This is a genomic window from Bacillus sp. NPDC060175 (assembly GCF_042728695.1).
Taxonomy (GTDB): domain Bacteria; phylum Bacillota; class Bacilli; order Bacillales; family Bacillaceae_G; genus Bacillus_A.
This window is the reverse complement of the sequence record NZ_JBHWYR010000028.1, coordinates 1-17790: the sequence shown is the minus strand read 5'-3', so window position 1 is coordinate 17790 and position 17790 is coordinate 1. Positions and strand designations below refer to the sequence as shown.

The 17790-nt window shown below is 36.5% G+C and carries 19 protein-coding genes and 2 tRNA genes; 4 read left to right on the top strand and 17 right to left on the bottom strand.

Features of this window, described 5'->3' with window-relative positions; translation table 11 throughout:
* Positions 1-34 precede the first annotated feature (34 nt).
* A complete protein-coding gene (locus ACFWDE_RS15420; protein ID WP_377893223.1) occupies positions 35-1414 on the top strand; it encodes a KAP family P-loop NTPase fold protein in 1380 nt (459 codons plus the stop codon).
* A gap of 213 nt (positions 1415-1627) precedes the next feature.
* On the opposite strand, the gene ACFWDE_RS15415 is transcribed toward ACFWDE_RS15420, so the two are convergent.
* The 13 genes from ACFWDE_RS15415 to ACFWDE_RS15355 form a co-directional block, all read right to left on the bottom strand.
* Complete coding sequence (locus ACFWDE_RS15415) at positions 1628-1816, bottom strand: hypothetical protein (protein ID WP_377893221.1); 189 nt, start codon at positions 1814-1816, stop codon at positions 1628-1630.
* Entirely contained in the window at positions 1813-2508 is a 696-nt protein-coding gene (locus ACFWDE_RS15410) for a hypothetical protein (RefSeq protein ID WP_377893219.1), read from the bottom strand. Before ACFWDE_RS15410 ends, ACFWDE_RS15415 begins: the two co-directional genes overlap by 4 nt.
* A 639-nt stretch (positions 2509-3147) precedes the next feature.
* Positions 3148-4146 (bottom strand): tyrosine-type recombinase/integrase, encoded by a 999-nt coding sequence (locus tag ACFWDE_RS15405; RefSeq protein ID WP_377893217.1) that lies wholly within the window; start codon positions 4144-4146, stop codon positions 3148-3150.
* Positions 4147-4255: 109 nt separating this feature from the next.
* Positions 4256-4329, bottom strand: a tRNA-Arg gene (locus ACFWDE_RS15400).
* Between the two features lies 1 nt (position 4330).
* Positions 4331-4404 (bottom strand) — tRNA-Gly (locus ACFWDE_RS15395).
* A 108-nt stretch (positions 4405-4512) separates the two neighbouring features.
* Positions 4513-5016 carry a metallophosphoesterase gene (locus ACFWDE_RS15390; RefSeq protein WP_070145014.1) on the bottom strand — a complete coding sequence of 168 codons (504 nt, stop codon included), beginning with the start codon at positions 5014-5016 and terminating at the stop codon, positions 4513-4515.
* Positions 5017-5029: 13 nt separating this feature from the next.
* Positions 5030-5638, bottom strand: coding sequence for an XTP/dITP diphosphatase (locus ACFWDE_RS15385; RefSeq protein WP_377893216.1), 609 nt, complete (start codon positions 5636-5638; stop codon positions 5030-5032).
* A gap of 11 nt (positions 5639-5649) precedes the next feature.
* Positions 5650-6387 (bottom strand): ribonuclease PH, encoded by a 738-nt coding sequence (gene rph / locus ACFWDE_RS15380; protein WP_002138500.1) that lies wholly within the window; start codon positions 6385-6387, stop codon positions 5650-5652.
* A 131-nt stretch (positions 6388-6518) separates the two neighbouring features.
* Positions 6519-7568 (bottom strand): GerMN domain-containing protein, encoded by a 1050-nt coding sequence (locus ACFWDE_RS15375; RefSeq protein WP_377893214.1) that lies wholly within the window; start codon positions 7566-7568, stop codon positions 6519-6521.
* Positions 7569-7698: 130 nt separating this feature from the next.
* A complete protein-coding gene (gene racE, locus ACFWDE_RS15370) occupies positions 7699-8511 on the bottom strand; it encodes a glutamate racemase (protein WP_377893212.1) in 813 nt (270 codons plus the stop codon).
* Between the two features lie 379 nt (positions 8512-8890).
* On the bottom strand, positions 8891-9115 hold the full coding sequence (gene gerE / locus ACFWDE_RS15365) for a spore germination transcription factor GerE (protein WP_000659484.1): 225 nt from the start codon (positions 9113-9115) through the stop codon (positions 8891-8893).
* A 165-nt stretch (positions 9116-9280) separates the two neighbouring features.
* Positions 9281-10576 (bottom strand): purine/pyrimidine permease, encoded by a 1296-nt coding sequence (locus ACFWDE_RS15360; protein WP_377893210.1) that lies wholly within the window; start codon positions 10574-10576, stop codon positions 9281-9283.
* A 98-nt stretch (positions 10577-10674) separates the two neighbouring features.
* On the bottom strand, positions 10675-11916 hold the full coding sequence (locus ACFWDE_RS15355; RefSeq protein WP_377893208.1) for an amidohydrolase family protein: 1242 nt from the start codon (positions 11914-11916) through the stop codon (positions 10675-10677).
* Positions 11917-12105: 189 nt separating this feature from the next.
* On the opposite strand from ACFWDE_RS15355, the gene ACFWDE_RS15350 reads away from it, so the two are divergent.
* Positions 12106-12291, top strand: coding sequence for a PspC domain-containing protein (locus ACFWDE_RS15350; RefSeq protein WP_098268772.1), 186 nt, complete (start codon positions 12106-12108; stop codon positions 12289-12291).
* A gap of 68 nt (positions 12292-12359) precedes the next feature.
* Here ACFWDE_RS15350 and ACFWDE_RS15345 read toward each other — a convergent pair whose 3' ends face one another.
* Positions 12360-12932, bottom strand: a complete 573-nt coding sequence (locus ACFWDE_RS15345) for a helix-turn-helix domain-containing protein (protein ID WP_002112092.1) — start codon at positions 12930-12932, stop codon at positions 12360-12362.
* Between the two features lie 100 nt (positions 12933-13032).
* Between ACFWDE_RS15345 and ACFWDE_RS15340 the strand changes: the two genes are divergently transcribed.
* Positions 13033-14022 carry a DMT family transporter gene (locus ACFWDE_RS15340; protein ID WP_377893207.1) on the top strand — a complete coding sequence of 330 codons (990 nt, stop codon included), beginning with the start codon at positions 13033-13035 and terminating at the stop codon, positions 14020-14022.
* A gap of 117 nt (positions 14023-14139) precedes the next feature.
* Entirely contained in the window at positions 14140-14805 is a 666-nt protein-coding gene (locus tag ACFWDE_RS15335; protein ID WP_002067333.1) for an aquaporin, read from the top strand.
* A gap of 60 nt (positions 14806-14865) precedes the next feature.
* On the opposite strand, the gene ACFWDE_RS15330 is transcribed toward ACFWDE_RS15335, so the two are convergent.
* From ACFWDE_RS15330 to ACFWDE_RS15320, 3 genes are all read right to left on the bottom strand, one after another.
* Entirely contained in the window at positions 14866-15297 is a 432-nt protein-coding gene (locus ACFWDE_RS15330) for an Rrf2 family transcriptional regulator (protein ID WP_002112095.1), read from the bottom strand.
* 118 nt (positions 15298-15415) lie between these two features.
* Positions 15416-16642: an ABC transporter permease gene (locus tag ACFWDE_RS15325; protein WP_377893205.1), complete on the bottom strand. Its 1227-nt coding sequence runs from the start codon at positions 16640-16642 to the stop codon at positions 15416-15418.
* A 2-nt stretch (positions 16643-16644) separates the two neighbouring features.
* On the bottom strand, positions 16645-17529 hold the full coding sequence (locus ACFWDE_RS15320; protein ID WP_377893202.1) for an ABC transporter ATP-binding protein: 885 nt from the start codon (positions 17527-17529) through the stop codon (positions 16645-16647).
* Between the last annotated feature and the right edge of the window lie 261 nt (positions 17530-17790).

The window sequence follows — 17790 nt, the reverse complement described above, 5'->3', positions numbered from 1 at the left end:
TGGATAATTTTACTATATAAGGTGGAGAGACACGATGAAAGAATTTCAATATTTACCATTAGATGATACAGATAGGGATATGCTTGGATTTAAAGAGAAGGCTGAAGAAATTGCAGAATTTATCAACGACTTCTCTCCTAAACTACCGTACTGCCTTTCTATAAACGGTTCGTGGGGCGCTGGAAAGTCAACAATGTTAAATTTTGTAGCAACTAATTTAGATAAAGGGAAATGTATAACAGTACGTTTTAATCCTTGGATGATTTCTGAACGTGAAGAACTAATCAAGAATTTATTTGAAGAAATATACTATGCTATGGGAGAAGGAAATTTTTATAAAGCTAAAGATAAATTTTTTAAGTACGCAGAGAAAGTAGTGTCTCCCCTAACAAAAGCGGCAGCGTTTGCTACAGCTTATTTAAACGGAGTTACTCCTGCGGCAGCTACTACCATGGCGAATGTTACAGGGGAGACAGCGCAAGGAATTGGTGATTTAATATTCGATAAGCCTTTATCAAAAAGAAAACATGAATTAAGCCAAGTAATGGAAGATACCGTTAGGGAAGACGAACGAAAAATTGTCATTATGATTGATGAATTAGATAGATTATTTCCTGAAGAAGTCATTACTATTTTTCAAATGATAAAGTCCAATCTAGACTTACCAGGATTATTTTTTGTAGTAGCAATGGATCAAGAGGTAGTATTCGATGCATTAAAAAAAGAGGGAATAAGCAAACCAGAATATTACTTACAAAAAATTTTCCAAAGAAAATATTTGATTAATACAAAGTATCAAATTAGGACACTTTCTCAAAATTTCATCTTAGAACATTTAAATTTTCATAGTGAATCAGATAATGCATTAGAAGAGGCTATATTAGCGTATTTTTATTTAAATGAATCTTATTTTGTATATAGCCCCAAACAATCCCCTAGTTTTTACTGGCACGAATTATCTGATGATTATAAACTGAGAAATGACCCTGGTGATTATAACATTAGACGTTCATATAACACTGTCGCAGAACTTTTAGCTAGTCAACTTAATTTTCATAACCCTAGAACATTCTTGAGGTTTACAGAAATGCTTATTGAGAAATGGGAAAGATACTATAATTACATATTTGAATTCGAAAAAGACATTAAGCGTTATGTATATATATCATTTTTGATTTTTATTTCTTATTACGCATATCCTGACTATACAGAACCATATTATCTGCAAAGGGAAAAAAGTAAAGACGATGATCGACCGTTATTCATTCAAGAAGTTGCTGATCATATTCAACAATTAATCCCATCGTTTACTTATGAAGATGAAGATAAAGAAATACAAACAGTTTATTGTAATACTGTAATTAGATTAGCAATTAACTATTTAAATCAATTCCCTGATTTTGTAGAAGTATAGTTTATATTTATTGTAACAGTAAAATAATTTCTAAACCTATCAAATAATGGTTATAGCCGCTTGAAATAGCGGCTATTTTTATAAGTAACTCCGTTATACGATGCTAACCTTTTTATATTAATAAAAAGTAAGTATGGTTTTATAAATAATTATTAAACTTCCGTTATCCACTAAACATCCTATCAAACTTATCCACCACTTCGCGTAAAATCTTCACGCGTCCCCCTCTTCTTTCCTCTTACGTATAAAATCGCCAATCATCGCAGTAATAGCCGAAGCGGCTACGGCTAGTCCGAATACTACCCCGAATGCTGCTACGTACAGATTGCCAAATGCTTTGGTTATCATCATAAATACGAATGCGAATACGATTAATAACATTTCTTTACGTTTGTTTCTCACGCTATATCCTCCCTTCTGACGTTCCTTTTTCGTAATCTCTGCTTAAACCCTCGAACTGCACCTCTAGCAGAATCAAACGAACGATCCGTTTTTTGCGCCACCGTCCGAGTGATCTCGCTCTCTTTAACTCCCGACCTGACTACGTCCTCGCTATCAATGGTATCAAATATCGAATCTAATATAATCTTATCGATCTTCTTTTCACAGATAGATCCATATAAAGTTTCGTAGATCTCTTCGTATGTACACGCATTACAGATCGCTTTTTCTTCCGTAGTATCTGTACAGTCGCCTAACGTTTCAAGTGCGCTAATATTCCCGATCAACGTTAACACATCTCGTTTCTTTCCCCTACTTCCGCAGTATTGGCGAACACTTTGACACAATAACCATTTAACTAGATTATCGAAATCGCCTCGATCTACATCAAACGATCTGATCGCATACCTTATTTTACGGAAACAATCGTCTATAAAGTGTACTTCGTTATTCATCTTATGCCAGTTATCGTTGGCTAGTCGTTCGATCAGCGGTATGTAGTGCGCCTTGATCCTCGTTCTATATTTAGTATCACTTATTTCAGTGTGACAATCTTCCACTTCTTTCTTAGCTAAAGTCGCTATTCTATTTAATGTTTCGTTTATGTCTTCGTCTTTATTAGCGTATTGTCTTATATTAAGTCGTATTTCCATGCACAAGTCCTCCGCCTCTTGTAGCACCCTGTGTCGACCTTCGATGTTTAATTCACTTCCGCTAGTGACAAGCGTTGACACATCGACTAGCAGAGGCGAGGAAGTCGTAGGAAGCAGGGTGCAGTTTGAACCCCTATTTCGCAGAGATAAAAATAATCGTCAATGCGAATAGGGGTAAGGCGTTAGCAACTAGCGTCGGCTCGTTGTATGAGGTTTTCAGTAACGCATTCCCCGTCCTTGTACTTTCGTACGCATCGACTTTCTACACTACAAAACGTCCCATAGTGCGTAAATCTTTCGATACACCCTGTTACCGTAGTAACAACGTATTTCCACCCTGACCTTTAACGGTAGTCACCACCTAGACCTATACGACGCATGGGGAATGATATGCGTTGAATTGTATAGCGCTAGTGGTTGCGGCGGTCTAGCTACCCTTTTACGTTTTTATAGCGGTACGGCTTCCGCTTTTTGACTTACCGCATCAGTACCTAAAAAAGACATTACTAAAGACGCCTTGCAATCTTCGAATTTTTTCGATAGAATGCAAAGTAGATGATCAGACTGATACGGCTTGTCCGTTATTTAGTTTGATTTGTGTATGTTTTGAGTCTCCGATTGCCGTCGGGGACTTTTTATTTACAAGAAATTTCGCAGACTTTCCGCCACTTCGTTTTTATCTAAATGCAGATAACGCGTTGTAACGGATATATCACTATGCCCTAGCGCCTTTGATATCAACGCGACATTTGCACCCTTCTTTAAGAGATTCTTCGCAAATCCTCTACGTATGGCGTGCGGATTAATATTTTTAAGCCCGTATTCCTTCGCATGTTTAGTCATTCGTTTTGATATAATGTTATTCGTCGGACTAGTTAAAACACTTCCGCCGCTCTTCGTAATAAAGAGATAATTATTTTTCGCTTGGTACTCTCTGCGAATGATTTCGTTTTGTTTCATAAGAACATCTAGCAATCGTGCGAGAGCGTCGTCAAACGGCAGATATATCGATTCATGATTCTTTATAATACCACCGTCAACACTTAATACTTTCGCGTCTAAATCAACGTGTTTATGTTCGAGTTGTGCTAATGTGCCGACCCGTATTCCCGTCTGATACATAAGTAGAATAGCGGTAGCATCTCGTAAATCTAAGAATCGTGTTAAGTCGAGTACCGATAACAAGATATTAATTTCACGATCTGTCGCACCTTCTTTAACAGGCGTATCCACTTTGATCTTCACGTTACGCCAAAAGTTAATATCAATCCATCCATTATCGTGGCAGCGTCCTAAAAATGCCTTTAGACACTTCAAACGGGTTAATTTCGTTTGATTACTAACGTTCATAGACGATAGCCACTCGTAAATATGATTAACATTTAATTCTTCTAAGCACTGCGTATCTGCTATCTTCGCAAAATGATTAACGTGTATATAATAGTCATTTATCGTGCGCTCACGTAAGCCTGTCGCCTTCATTTGACGTACAACAATTTCGAGCGCTTTCTCGATTGTTAAATTAAATGTATAACGACCCTCTGTGGATGCTTTCTTTCGCTGATCGCTTTTCAATCTATCGCTAAAAATATTCGATAAGTCTTCGCTAATCGTTAAAGAATCACGTCTTTTTGACATAAAAAAATAAGCCCCCTAACTCGTTAGCGACCGCACATTGTACGATTCAACTGACGAATTAGAGAGCTTATATATCGCGGATCTTGACGTCACCGCAAGGTTTTGTTAGCGTCCCAGGAGAGATTCGAACTCCCGACCGTACGCTTAGAAGGCGTATGCTCTATCCTGCTGAGCTACTGGGACATGGAGCGGGTGAAGAGAATCGAACTCTCGACCAGAGCTTGGAAGGCTCTTGTTTTACCACTAAACTACACCCGCGTATGTTATTTTATTTTTCATCGTTAGCGCCGTTGCCCTATCGACAATATTTATTATATTCATAACTACTTATAAAGTCAACACTTTTTTAAAAGAGGATAATTTTTCTTATCCTCTTTTAAAAATTGCTTGTTCCACCAACTGTCCGTCTAATGTTTCAAAACGAACTTCTATATGATTTTCATCCATTTCTAATAAAGCGAATGTTTTTTCCACACGAGAGCGTGGGAGCAAAATACTTCCTGGATTAATAAATAAAATCCCATCAATTAATTCTGCCCCTAATACATGAGAATGTCCAAAGCATGCTACTTGCGCTCCTACTTCTTCTGCATGATACGCTAACGTTTGTAACGTCATTTTCACATTATGACGATGACCGTGTACAACTAAGAAACGAATTCCATCTACATCAGTTACAATTTCATCTTGAAAGTTAGCATAATCACAATTCCCTTTTACAACATGGAAACCTTGCAGCTCTTCGTGAGCAGGCGTTAGCTCTGAATCACCGCAATGAATCATGACATCTACTTTCCCTTCGTAATTCTCTTTTAACTGCTGTAATTCCTTCACAGAGCTATGACTATCGCTTACGATTAAAGCTTTCATCAATCTCTCTCCCTTATTCTTCTAAAAACCATTCTGGGATTTTTCCTTCTAATTTACGAAGAGCACGCCCGCGGTGACTAATCGCATTTTTCTCATCTGAGCTTAGCTCCGCCATCGCTTTTTTATATTCTTCTACATAAAAAATCGGATCGTATCCAAAACCATTTTCCCCGCGGCGCTGTTCTAAGATTTTTCCTTCGCACGTTCCGTTTACAATAACCGGCTCTTTATCAGCTTCAGGGAAAGCAACTGCTAGCGCACAGTAAAAACGAGCTGTACGTTTTTCTAAATCGACGCCGGTTAACCCTTGTAACACCTTATCTATATTCGCCTGATCATCTTTCGGCTCTCCAGCAAAACGAGCTGAATATACACCTGGTTTCCCGTTTAAGGCATCTACAATAAGACCAGAGTCATCCGCAATTACGATGGAATTCAACTGTCTACTAAGACTGTCCGCTTTTAAAATCGCGTTTTCTTCAAATGTTTCACCAGTTTCTTCGACTTCTTCAATATGAGGAAAATCGTGTAAAGATTTCACTTCTAAGTCAAATCTCTCAAATAACTCAGCAAACTCACGTACTTTCCCAATATTTTTCGTCGCTACAACAACTTGCTTCATATTTTCCACCTCTACTCTATATGAGATACGATGTCACCTAACGCTTCTTTTTGCTTTTCAACAAGTTGGAAAATCCCTTGTTCAGCAGCATCAAGTAATTCATTTAATTCAGCTCTGCTAAACGTCGCTTCCTCTCCAGTTCCTTGTACTTCAACAAACTGACCTTTTCCAGTCATAATAACGTTCATATCAACGTCTGCTTTAGAATCTTCAGCATAATTTAAATCTAAAACGACACCTTGTTCTTCAACAACACCTACTGACGTTGCCGCTAAATAATCTTTCACCGGAATTTTAGATACTTTGTCTGCTTGCAATAATTTTTCAAAAGCTAATACCATCGCTACATAAGCACCTGTAATAGAAGCCGTTCTCGTTCCGCCATCCGCTTGAATTACATCACAGTCAATCCAAACCGTTCTTTCGCCAAGCGCTTCTAAATCAACAACCGCACGTAATGCTCGTCCAATTAAACGCTGGATTTCCATTGTGCGCCCTGTTACTTTCCCTTTACTTGACTCCCTGATTGTACGTTGCTCTGTCGCACGTGGAATCATTGAGTATTCTGCTGTTACCCAGCCTTTTCCTTCTCCGCGCATAAACGGCGGTACACGCTCTTCAATTGTCGCTGAACAAATTACCTTTGTATCCCCAACTTCAATTAGTACCGATCCCTCTGGATGTTTTAAATAATTTGTATGAATATGTATATGGCGTAGCTCTGCTTTTCCTCTACCATCTACTCGCATAAAAATAACCCCCTCATAAATACTCTCATTAGTATAGCCAAATTTAAATGTACGATATGTATAACAATAAAAGAAGGGGAACTCAAAAAGCAATTCCCCTTTCTTACATAAGTATATCAAATTATTCGCGATTAAAAACTACCTGTATTCACGTTTTGTGGACGATCAACAGGTTTTATTAACTTTTCACCTTTCTCATCCATAAGATTTGCTTTCCCATTCACTTCAATAGAAACATTTTTCACACCTTGTTTTTCCGTTAAAGATAAGACTAACGATTTCAACACATAATTTGAAATCATATTTTTGTCTGGGTTCACAAATATATTTTCATTAAAGTTTAATGTAATATTTCCGTCCTGCACTTTCGGATTCGTAATAAGCTTAGCTCCTGGATTAAAATCATTTAGTAGCGATCCTTGAATCGGACCTTTTACAAGCTCATCCACAATGGCCGCATAATCATTTTCTTTTCCTTCTGCAACGCGTCTTGTTACCGGTACGTAATATTGCTGCTTATTATTATTTTGCGCCATAAAATAAAGTGTAACCGGTTTTGTATTCGTTACATCTGCTACTTGTTCATCATCAAAGTTAATTCCATTCGCACGACTTATCCCTTCACCAAGCGGTGTACCTGCAACAGGCATCTTCGCTAACTTTTCACCATTTATTTGGAACTGCACTTGTTTTATTTCTGTAAATTGAGTCAAAGTCCACGCTACTGATTCAACAATTTGACGCTCTTCTTCTTTTGAATAATTTTTCATTTCGTTAGAGAAATCAATTACTGCTGTCCCGCCTTTTTTCAAATTCAAGGTCATCGTCGTATTCGCTGGAAGGACTGCTCGAAATCCATTTGGCAATAAATTTGTGACTGGTCCATCTTTCACAAGATACTCTAACGTTTGCTGTACAACTTCATTCGCTTTCGGAGTAGGCATTGCAATAGTTTGCGGTACGACATATCCATTTTTATCAACGAGGTATAACTCTCTATTTACTGTTTGCCCTTGTTTATCTTTTTTAGCTGTTTCTTTCTTTTCACCTTCTGTATACGTAACTTTTTTTGGCGGATCAATTTGTTCTGTCGCTTTCTCTTGATTTAACAAGCCACACCCTGATAATAAAATCGCACTCACAGTAGCACCAACAACCCATTTAAAAGTGGATTTAGGCATGCCATTCCCCCCTAAAATCTAAGTTTGTACTATTATGTATACGAGCTGTTTCATATTTTAGAACAAGCTATAGCCACTTACACAGAAAAAACCCCTGATTTCTCAGGAGTTCTCTTATATGAATCTACTATTATTCTGTATCTAAATTAATATGCTTCACATTTTCAATCGGCTGACCGAACCACTTTGATGCAATTTCTTTAAACAGACCTATTTTACCAGTCGTTAAAAAGAGGTGATCACTTTGTTCTTCTCCCTCATTTAACATCTTACTATGGTATAAAATTGTGCTTACCTCACGCGCTGTTTCATCACCCGAACTAATTAATTGCACTTGATCCCCCATTACCTTTTTAATAACAGGGCCTAAAATCGGATAATGTGTACACCCTAAAATAAGTGTATCAATGTCAGTACTTTTCAACGGTTGCAACGTTTCTCTTACAACTTCATACGCCATTTCACTTTCGAAATTTCCGCTCTCTACAAGCTCAACGAAAGGTGGACAAGCTAAACTTTCTACCATAACACGGTTATTAATAGACTTTAGCGCCTCTTCATAGGCACCACTTTTTACTGTTCCAATCGTTCCAATAATCCCAACATGATACGTATTTGTCACTTTTAAAGCTGTACGTGATCCTGGATGAATAACTCCAACTACTGGAATTGATAATTGTTTCTGCATTTCTTCTAATACAACCGCAGTGGCTGTATTACACGCAATAACTAACATTTTGATATTTAAATCTAATAAATGCTCCGTCATTTCCCACGTGAATTGACGCACTTCTTCACGAGAACGCGGACCATAAGGGCAACGTGCTGTATCCCCTAAATATATAATACGCTCTTTCGGCAACTGACGAATTAATTCCTTCGCTACTGTTAAACCGCCCACTCCTGAATCAATAACACCGATCGCTCTATTCAACTTAATCACCCGTTTTCTCATTCATCATCTTATTTTATCATTATATTTTACACACTTTAAGTTCACTAACTTAAAATGCCCCTGTATAAAAAGTTTCATTTGTACCTATATAGATCAGGACCTTTTTTATTTTGCTCCTTTTTTTTATAATTTGCAAGACAGAAAACAACCGACCTTCTATATGAAAGTCGGTTTCTTCTATATAAAATACTCATTCAAAACAAAACTCCCGCTACCTTTATTAATAGCGGGAGTTTTGTTTTGAATGAGTATTTATCGCGTTCTTTATAGCCTTACCTATTTATGTATGAAACATCCTTATCATTCATATAGAGCATGAAACAAACAGAAAAATAGCCGACTCTTTGTATAAAAGTCGGCTGCTTTCTTATAGTTCGAGCTCTCCCATGCGAAGAAGCTCAACAACTGCTTGTGAACGTCCTTTAACCCCTAGCTTTTGCATTGCGTTTGAGATGTGGTTGCGTACTGTTTTTTCACTTATAAAAAGTTCACCTGCAATTTCCTTCGTTGTTTTATCTTGAACGAGTAATTCAAATACTTCTCTTTCTCTCTTTGTGAGTAACGGTTTAGATTGATACGCTTTTTCCTTCAACTGGTATAACCCTCCTTGCTTAAGCCAGAGCTGTATATGTGTAAGTTGGGTGTTTATTTAGTCAAGATATTGTATGAACGAAATGTGCAGGTGGTGAATGAAAATGGGCTTTATTTCTTATGTTATTTTAGACTTTTATACAGTGCGTGCACTCATTTTATCCACTTACTTTTTAATGCGCCATATTTGTTCTAGTAATATACTTACAACTGTACCTACAAACAAACCATTTCCAAATATATATTGCATAACAGACGGCAACGATTGGAGTGCTCCAGACGGTAAAAACATAACACCGCAACCAAATAATATCGCAACTCCTAAAATCGTTACATTCCTTTCATTAAGCTCCACTTGTTTTATATTATTTAACCCAATTCCAATTAGCTGTACGAACGAAGCCATTAAAACTGCAGATGCAACAGCTGATGGTAACGATGCTAAGTAACGAATAATACTTGGAAAAAGAGACATTACGACTAGTAACGCACATGCCATTAAGAACGATCGTATATATTTTTGTTTTGTTAAGCGTATAAATCCTGCCGTTGCTGGTAACGGAACGACACCTACAGTTGAAAACACGGAGGAAATGATATGTGAAATCCCTCCAACCCACGTACCATCCTTCAACTGTTTTTGTTCAATAGTCGCTTTATGAATGGTAGCTTGATTAATTGCTATAATAGCTGCCACTGTATTTGAAACTAAAATACATACCATAACGAAACTTGATACTGCCATACCTGTATTCCATTTCGGAAGTCCCCAAGCAAATATCTGTGGAAGTTGCACAAAATGAGTTACTTGAGACGGAATCGTCACTTTCCCTGCAATTAGAAAAATAATCCACCCACTAATTAATCCTATTAAAACTGCATAGCTTTTGATAAAACCTTTTCCGAAGTTGGAGAGTATGACCACGAACAAAAATATGCCGAAAGCGATCAATGCTGTAAATCCATCAATTTGAGAAACAGTAGTTGTAATCCCTAACATTCCTTTTAAAAACACACCACTTAATTGCAAGCATAATAGCAGTAAGAACGTTCCTGTCACGAGCGGCGTAAATAAAAATAAAATACGTCCGATAAACCCCGTTACTCCTAGTCCTATTAAAACTACTCCAGCAACCATCATCCCTAATTCTAAAATTTGCAACGTACTATGTAATTGATCCTGCCCGACAGTTGCATAAGCAAGTACGGTAAATACACCAACCCAAGATCCAGCTGGCCCATCTGCAATTGGTAGTCTATGTCCAAGCCACCCTTGTAAAAAAGAAGATATACCAACTACAAAAAACGTACGCTGCATTAAATAAAATATTTCTTCCGTCGTAAGATGAAATAACCCACCAACGACAATTGGTAGTGCGATTGAATTCGCTAATAAAAATATAAACCATTGCAAAGTTCCCATAATATGATTTTGATTATGTTGATTGTCCAAATTTTTCATCCCTTCTAGCTTTCCTATACGAAATATATTGTAAGAATAAAAAAGAAGAGTTCTATATTCTCAATTAGAACCCTCCTCAAATTATTTAAACGATTCTTCTACACAAGATTATTTAATTCCACCTCATTTAAACTTCCAACAACAATATTCCCTTTATACACGACTAAACGCTTTTCTGTTTGACGCGCTACCGCTTCAGCAGTACATGTTGCATTCGTTAAAACAAAGCTTGCTTCATCTCCTACATTTGGCCACACTCGTTTCCCTTCATTGTTTAACGTTCCTTTTCCTCCCGTAATAAAGCGAAGTGCTTTTCCTAAAGACCTTTCGTCACCCCATCCAAAACGCTCTGCTAATCGATTTGCCTTTTGAAGCATATCGCCAGTTCCAAACGGCGACCAATGATCTGTAATACTATCATTTCCTAATGAAACTTTAACACCCTTTTTATCTAATAATGGAATTGGGATTACTTGTTTACCAATTGGCACGGTTGAAGTAATATCAATACTTAAAGCCGCTAGTCTTTCTGCCACTTCTTCAGCCTCTTTATCAGTAACACCACCAAGTCCAAGCGCATGGCTAATTGTTACACGCCCTTGCCACCCTGCTTCTTCTGTTAAGCTTGCCAACCTCTTCATCGTAAACGTTCCCAGATTATTCGCATCATGCAAATGAATATCAACATCTGCATTAAATTCTACTGCGATATCCATAATTGTATGTAATGATTTTTCGATATCATTATCCACTGTAGCTGGATCCACTCCACCGACTAGATTCGCACCCATACGCATCGCATCTTTCACAAGTTGTACAGAATTACTGCGTAATAATCCATGTTGCGGAAAAGCAACGATTCTACCAGACATCCGATTTTTATATGTTTCTAATGCAGCTAACGTCGCCTCCAAATTATTAAGTCCAATAATTGGATCAACATTACAATGCGTTCTAATATTCGTTGCACCATTTCGAAGTAGTAACTCTAGCATATTTTCCGCCCTGTCTTGAGCAGTTGCTAATTGCTTTGGCAAAATCTTCTCTTCCTCATTAAAACGTGTAAAAATACTTTCTGCTGGCATACAAGCTTTCCAAGGCCCACTATAATACGTTTTATCAATATGAATGTGCATCTCTTCGAAAGAAGGCAAAATTAATAAGCGATTGGCATCAAGAGTTACTATCCCTTCCTCTTGAACAATCCCTTCTATAATTTTTTTAATTCGTCCATCTTCAATAAGTAAACTACATAATTCTGTTTCTGTTCGTGAAATTTCCCCTTCTTCATATGCATACCTTGATTCAACCATTACATTAGTCAACCAATATACTGTCATCTCTATTTCCCCACCCTTTATTAAAAATCATCTCATACCTCTTACTATAATTTTAATATCAGCTGAAAATTAAGACAATTAATATGATCGTTTCTCTAAAAAAATGTAATACAACCTCATAGTCTTCTCATAAATTTCCATATAGAATAGAAGTATGTAGCTTCATATAAAAAAGGAGTTGATCGTTATATGTCAAAAAAATTATGTAAATCCGAAACTGATAAAATGCTATTTGGTATATGTGGTGGTTTAGGAGAATATTTCGATATTAGCTCTACTCTCATTCGTATCCTTTGGGTCATTGCTGTTTTATGTTTTGGAACGGGATTTTTAGTTTATTTTATTTGTTTATTACTTATGCCACGTTCGTACTAATGGCATCACTTCATATACTTAAGAAGAGCATATAAAAAATCACCTATAGAATTCTATAGGTGATTTTTTCATGAAGAATATTTCATCGTTAAATGTAATACGGCCACTTCATCCTCTTCATTTTTATAACTATGTTTCTTATTCGCTTCAAATTGAATGGAATCAAACTCATTTAGCACGTACACATCGTTCTCCACTTGAATAGAAACTTTCCCTTTCATTACTGTTACAAGTTCGATTGCCCCTTCATGATGAGCTTCAGGTTCATATATACTATCCGCTCTTAAACAAGCTCGGTGCATTTCCATCCCTGTTTCTTTCGTGTAACGGAACATCGTTTCTAAATGCCATGCTTGTCCTACATCTACTGCAAATCCTTCTCCGCAGCGCGCAACAGCTACAGGCTCTCCAACAACCATCAATCTCGATAAAGGGATTGATAACCCTTTCGTAATTTTCCAGATGACAGCTAATGTCGGATTCGTTTCACCTCTTTCAATTTTCCCTAGCGTTAATTTACTAACACCTGTCTTTTGGGCTAAATCTTCTAAACTTAATTTTTGTTCATTTCGAATTTGTCTTAATAACTGACCTACTTGCTGGATCACTTCTTTTGTTTGCATGTCCTCATTTTCTTTCATCTATAAAACCACCTTAAAATATAAAATAGTTTACTTTTATTCACTTTAAGTATATTATACTATACATAAATACTCAATTTCGAAAGGAGTGCCATACTTCATGCGCGCAATACTACTAGGTCTTTTATCATCGGCCTTTTTTTCTGCAACCTTTATTATTAACAGAGCAATGAATGTATCTGGAACAAGCTGGGCTTGGACTGCTTCCTTCCGTTTTCTATTTGCTCTCCCTATTTTATTCCTTATCGTTTTATTTCGCAAAAACTTAGGAGCTTTATGGGAAGAATTAAAAAAACATCCATTTGTATGGATCGGGTGGGGCTCTGTCGCTGGCATCGGCTTCTATTCTTTATTAAGTTTCGCAGCTGTTTTTTCTCCAGCTTGGCTCGTTGCTGGAACTTGGCAAGTTACGATATTAGCAGGTTTACTTTTATCGCCATTATTCTTCATTAAAATAGAAACAAAATCAGGTACAAAACTTGTACGTGGAAAAATCCCACTGCGCAGTTTATACGTCGCTTTATTTATTTTACTTGGTGTACTTTGTATGCAAGCTACTGAAGCGGGGCATATTACAATGACTCAATTCATTTCTGGTTTTTTACCTGTCGTTTTAGCAGCTTTCTTATATCCCTTCGGTAACCGAAAAATGATGGAACTTGTTGGCGGGCGTCTTGATACATTCCAACGTGTATTAGGAATGGCAATCGGAAGTCTCCCTATTACAATTCTACTTGCTATATACGGATTTTCCACTACCGGTATTCCATCATCAAATCAAATGATGCAAGGATTTTTATTAGCATTATGTTCCGGAGTTATTGCGACGATGACATTTTTCTTTGCTACTGACTTAGCAAAAAACAATCTTGCTTTACTTGGAGCTGTTGAAGCAACACAAGCTGGAACGATGGTCTTCACTGTGCTTGGTGAGATTATTTTCTTAAATGGTTCATTCCCTAGCGGTCTGTCACTGATTGGGATGATTATTATAATGTTAGGAATGGTCGTAAATAGTGTTTTAAACCGTTCTGTTCCAGTCATTAAACAAAAAAATCAGCATAAAAATGGATATGGTTCTTCTTTATAGAACCATATCTATTTTTATTGTCTCCCTATTTCGCCTTATCAGAATAGTATTTCATTAGCTATTTATACTAAAACCTATGTTATAATACGTTTCATGCGCATTAATAGGAGGTAAATTATGTTAAAAAAAGCAATTGCTGAATTTATTGGTACATTTGTACTTGTATTATTCGGAACTGGAGTAGCTGTCATTGGTGGCGGAATTGAAGGAATTGGAACGTTAGGTATCGCTATGGCTTTCGGATTATCTATCGTGGCTATGGCATATAGTATTGGAACAATTTCTGGGTGTCATATTAATCCAGCAGTATCAATCGCTATGTTCATCAATAAAAGAATGAACGCTATGGAACTTAGCTATTATTTATTAGCCCAAATTTTAGGTGGTTTATTAGGAACTGCAACGTTAGTAACAATTTTACGATCTGCTAAATTACCTTTAGATAATTTAGGACAAAATAGTTTTGGAACTCTTGGTTTATCTGGAGCATTTTTAGTTGAATTCATTTTAACTTTCGTATTTGTTTTAGTTATCGTTGCTGTAACAGGTAAAAAGGGAAGTTCTTCTTTAGCTGGACTAGTAATTGGTTTCACATTAGTATTAATTCACTTATTAGGTATTCCGTTAACTGGAACATCTGTTAACCCAGCTCGTAGTATCGCACCAGCTCTATTCGCTGGCGGAGAAGCAATTTCTCAACTATGGGTGTTCATCGTTGCCCCAATTTTTGGTGGTATCGTAGCAGCTGTTGTAGGAAAGTTTATTTTAAATACTGAAAAATAGAATTTTCAATATTTCCGAATAAAAAAATGCGAGCCCTCATCATGAGGAAGCTCGCTTTTTTTATTCTTTAATTTTCGACTTTAAATTTGTAACTAATTGCTGCACCGTTACATTTGCAAGTACGTTTTCCATCGCTTCTTGCGATTGTATTAAAACAATCTCTAATACCGATTGAATATTAGCTCCTACTGGACATTCAATGTTGGGATTTTCATGGAAAGAAAATAGATGTCCTTCTTCTACAACTTCCACAGCTTTATATACATCAAGTAATGTAATTTCATCTAAATCACGAGCAAGTGTCGTACCACCTTTACCAGCTTGTACATCAACAAGTCCTGCTCTCTTCAACATTCCTGTAATGCGACGAATCACAACTGGATTTGTATTCACACTACCAGCAATCCATTCAGAGGTACAGCGAGAGTTTCGATCTATTGCAAGTAACGTTAACATATGAACACCTACTGTAAAACGACTACTAATTCCCATCTGCACACCCTCCTTTTTATTCATTCTATTAAAAGACAACTCTTATTATTATATACTATTTTTAATTTATACATAAAGAAAAAGCATGATTCCATTAGAAAATCATGCTTTTCTCCCATTATTGACGCTTTATAAATTTCGTCAAATCTTTAAACTTCACTTTATCAGAGTAATTCATTACACCATTTACATAGATACGGCTTGTAATAGCATTTAATATACCAATCGTCGCCAATAAAACTACTAATGTTATCGTAATCTCTAACATACCAGCTTCACCAGCTACAATCCGCGAGAAGGTAACCATCGGTGTGAAAAACGGAACATACGAACTTACAACAACAATAGTACTATTCGGATCACTTAATGATTTAATACTAATGAAGAATGCAGCCATGATCAAAATCATTACTGGGAAAGATACAGCTTGTAAATCCTCTGTCTTAGACACAACAGCTCCAGCCGCAGCGTACATCATCGCATAAAGTAAATACCCCGTAATGAAATAAACAAGGAACATACTTATAACCTTTGCATCTAATTTTGTAAAGTCAATGGGAACACCAAATAATGAAGCACTTTCTAAATCGACCCAACCTAACAAATAAGGAATAAGATAACCACAAGCCAATATTACAAGTTGCAATAACGCCGTTGAAACAACCGCTAAGATTTTCGCATACATCATCGTAAGAGGCTTTACTTTCGGAAGCATTACTTCCATTACACGTGACGCCTTTTCAGATGCAATATTCATTGCGATTGTATTTCCGAAAGCTACAATAAACATATACAACGCAAATGTAAAGAAATATGCAATTCCGAAAGAAGATGTACGATCTTTTATCGCTTCTTGCTTTACTTGAATTTCTGCTTGTAATTGCTGCGCAATTTCTGGTGAAACATTATTTTTTGCAATCGTCACCATCGTATATTGTTGTTTTAAATAACCCGCCATAATCGCAGAAGTTGCTTGGCTTGGAAATCCATTATACATATATGTAACTGCTGGAGCCCCATCCTTTTCCGTCACATGGAATAGACCGTCTAAATCGCCCTCTTCTACTTGTTTATGCAGTTTATCAAAATCACCCTTTGAACCGACCGTTATTTTTGCTGATGGCAATAACTTATTTAGCTCTTCTTTTTGTACTTTGTATGTGGAACTCTCTACTACAACTGCAATTTTATCTTTATCCTTATTTTTATCATCGCCTGAAGTAAAATGATTAAATGCAAAAATCCCAAACACAACCAAAAATAAAATCGCACTCGTAATTAATGATTTTTTAGATAAAAACGCTTCCTTAAAATAAAATGAAAATACATGAGAAAATTTACGCATCTTTATTTCGCCCTCTCTACAAAGATTTCGTTTAACGTCGGCTCTAACATTTTAAATTGTCGTAAGCTAATACCTTGCTCTTGCAACTGTTGCAAAATCTTTAGAGCTTCTGCATCGCCTTGTACTTTTACATAAAGAAGGCCTTGTTGTTTTTCATACGGAACGTGTATAGCTTCTAATCCCTTTTCATTCTCTACTGTATCTTCAATCGTTAAATTACGGAAACCGTATTCTTTCTTAATATCACTTAACTGTCCTTCTACGACCGCTTCGCCTTTTTTCAAAATACATACATGTTGGCAAAAAGCCTCTACTTGCTCCATACGATGACTTGATAAAATAATTGTCTTTCCACTCTGTACTTGTTCTCCAATAATATTAGCTAACATTCCCGCATTAACTGGATCAAGTCCGCTAAATGGTTCATCTAAAATAAGAAGTTCTGGATCATGAAGAAGAGCAGCAATCAATTGAATTTTTTGTTGATTCCCTTTCGAAAGCTCCCCTGCCGTTTTAAATTTATATTCTGGGATTGCTAATCGCTCTAACCAGTGATCAATTGCAAGATCTACTTCTTTTTTCGTCATTCCTTCTAATCTACCAAAATATCGCAACTGATCTATTACTCTACTTTTTGTATATAGTCCTCTTTCTTCTGGTAAATATCCAATTGTTACCCCGCTATCACCAAATGACTTTCCATCCCACGTAATAGAACCTTCATTTGGCGTTAATAAACCTAGTAACATTTTAATTGTCGTTGTTTTCCCTGCACCATTTCGTCCAAGTAATCCTAGTACTTCACCTTTTGGTAACGAAATTTGCAAACCATTAACTGCTTTTGATTCCCCAAATAGTTTCGTTAAGTTTTGAATTTGTAAACTCAAAGTATAAAGCCTCCCCTTTAGTGTCATTCATACTCTCTTTCAAAGACTATGTTTATTCAGGATAAAATATAGCACTACGCTTCATCCTCTTAGTATGTAACATCGCCTTAATCCATCATTTGTTCTATTTAGTTAAAATTGTAAATAACAAAACTTTATTTGTCAATTATATTTGTCATTACGACAATTAAACTTGTCAAAATAACATTCATTATTTTGCTCATCTTATTAATATAGAGCATACTACTATATATACAGAAG

Bases quoted from the DNA above. Each gene is read 5' to 3' on its own strand.
- ACFWDE_RS15420 (WP_377893223.1), top strand. From the start codon at position 35: ATGAAAGAATTTCAATATTTACCATTAGATGATACAGATAGGGATATG.
- ACFWDE_RS15410 (WP_377893219.1), bottom strand. From the start codon at position 2,508: ATGGAAATACGACTTAATATAAGACAATACGCTAATAAAGACGAAGAC.
- ACFWDE_RS15405 (WP_377893217.1), bottom strand. From the start codon at position 4,146: ATGTCAAAAAGACGTGATTCTTTAACGATTAGCGAAGACTTATCGAAT.
- ACFWDE_RS15390 (WP_070145014.1), bottom strand. From the start codon at position 5,016: ATGAAAGCTTTAATCGTAAGCGATAGTCATAGCTCTGTGAAGGAATTA.
- ACFWDE_RS15385 (WP_377893216.1), bottom strand. From the start codon at position 5,638: ATGAAGCAAGTTGTTGTAGCGACGAAAAATATTGGGAAAGTACGTGAG.
- rph (WP_002138500.1), bottom strand. From the start codon at position 6,387: ATGCGAGTAGATGGTAGAGGAAAAGCAGAGCTACGCCATATACATATT.
- ACFWDE_RS15375 (WP_377893214.1), bottom strand. From the start codon at position 7,568: ATGCCTAAATCCACTTTTAAATGGGTTGTTGGTGCTACTGTGAGTGCG.
- ACFWDE_RS15360 (WP_377893210.1), bottom strand. From the start codon at position 10,576: ATGAAAAATTTGGACAATCAACATAATCAAAATCATATTATGGGAACT.
- ACFWDE_RS15355 (WP_377893208.1), bottom strand. From the start codon at position 11,916: ATGACAGTATATTGGTTGACTAATGTAATGGTTGAATCAAGGTATGCA.
- ACFWDE_RS15350 (WP_098268772.1), top strand. From the start codon at position 12,106: ATGTCAAAAAAATTATGTAAATCCGAAACTGATAAAATGCTATTTGGT.
- ACFWDE_RS15345 (WP_002112092.1), bottom strand. From the start codon at position 12,932: ATGAAAGAAAATGAGGACATGCAAACAAAAGAAGTGATCCAGCAAGTA.
- ACFWDE_RS15340 (WP_377893207.1), top strand. From the start codon at position 13,033: ATGCGCGCAATACTACTAGGTCTTTTATCATCGGCCTTTTTTTCTGCA.
- ACFWDE_RS15335 (WP_002067333.1), top strand. From the start codon at position 14,140: ATGTTAAAAAAAGCAATTGCTGAATTTATTGGTACATTTGTACTTGTA.
- ACFWDE_RS15330 (WP_002112095.1), bottom strand. From the start codon at position 15,297: ATGGGAATTAGTAGTCGTTTTACAGTAGGTGTTCATATGTTAACGTTA.
- ACFWDE_RS15325 (WP_377893205.1), bottom strand. From the start codon at position 16,642: ATGCGTAAATTTTCTCATGTATTTTCATTTTATTTTAAGGAAGCGTTT.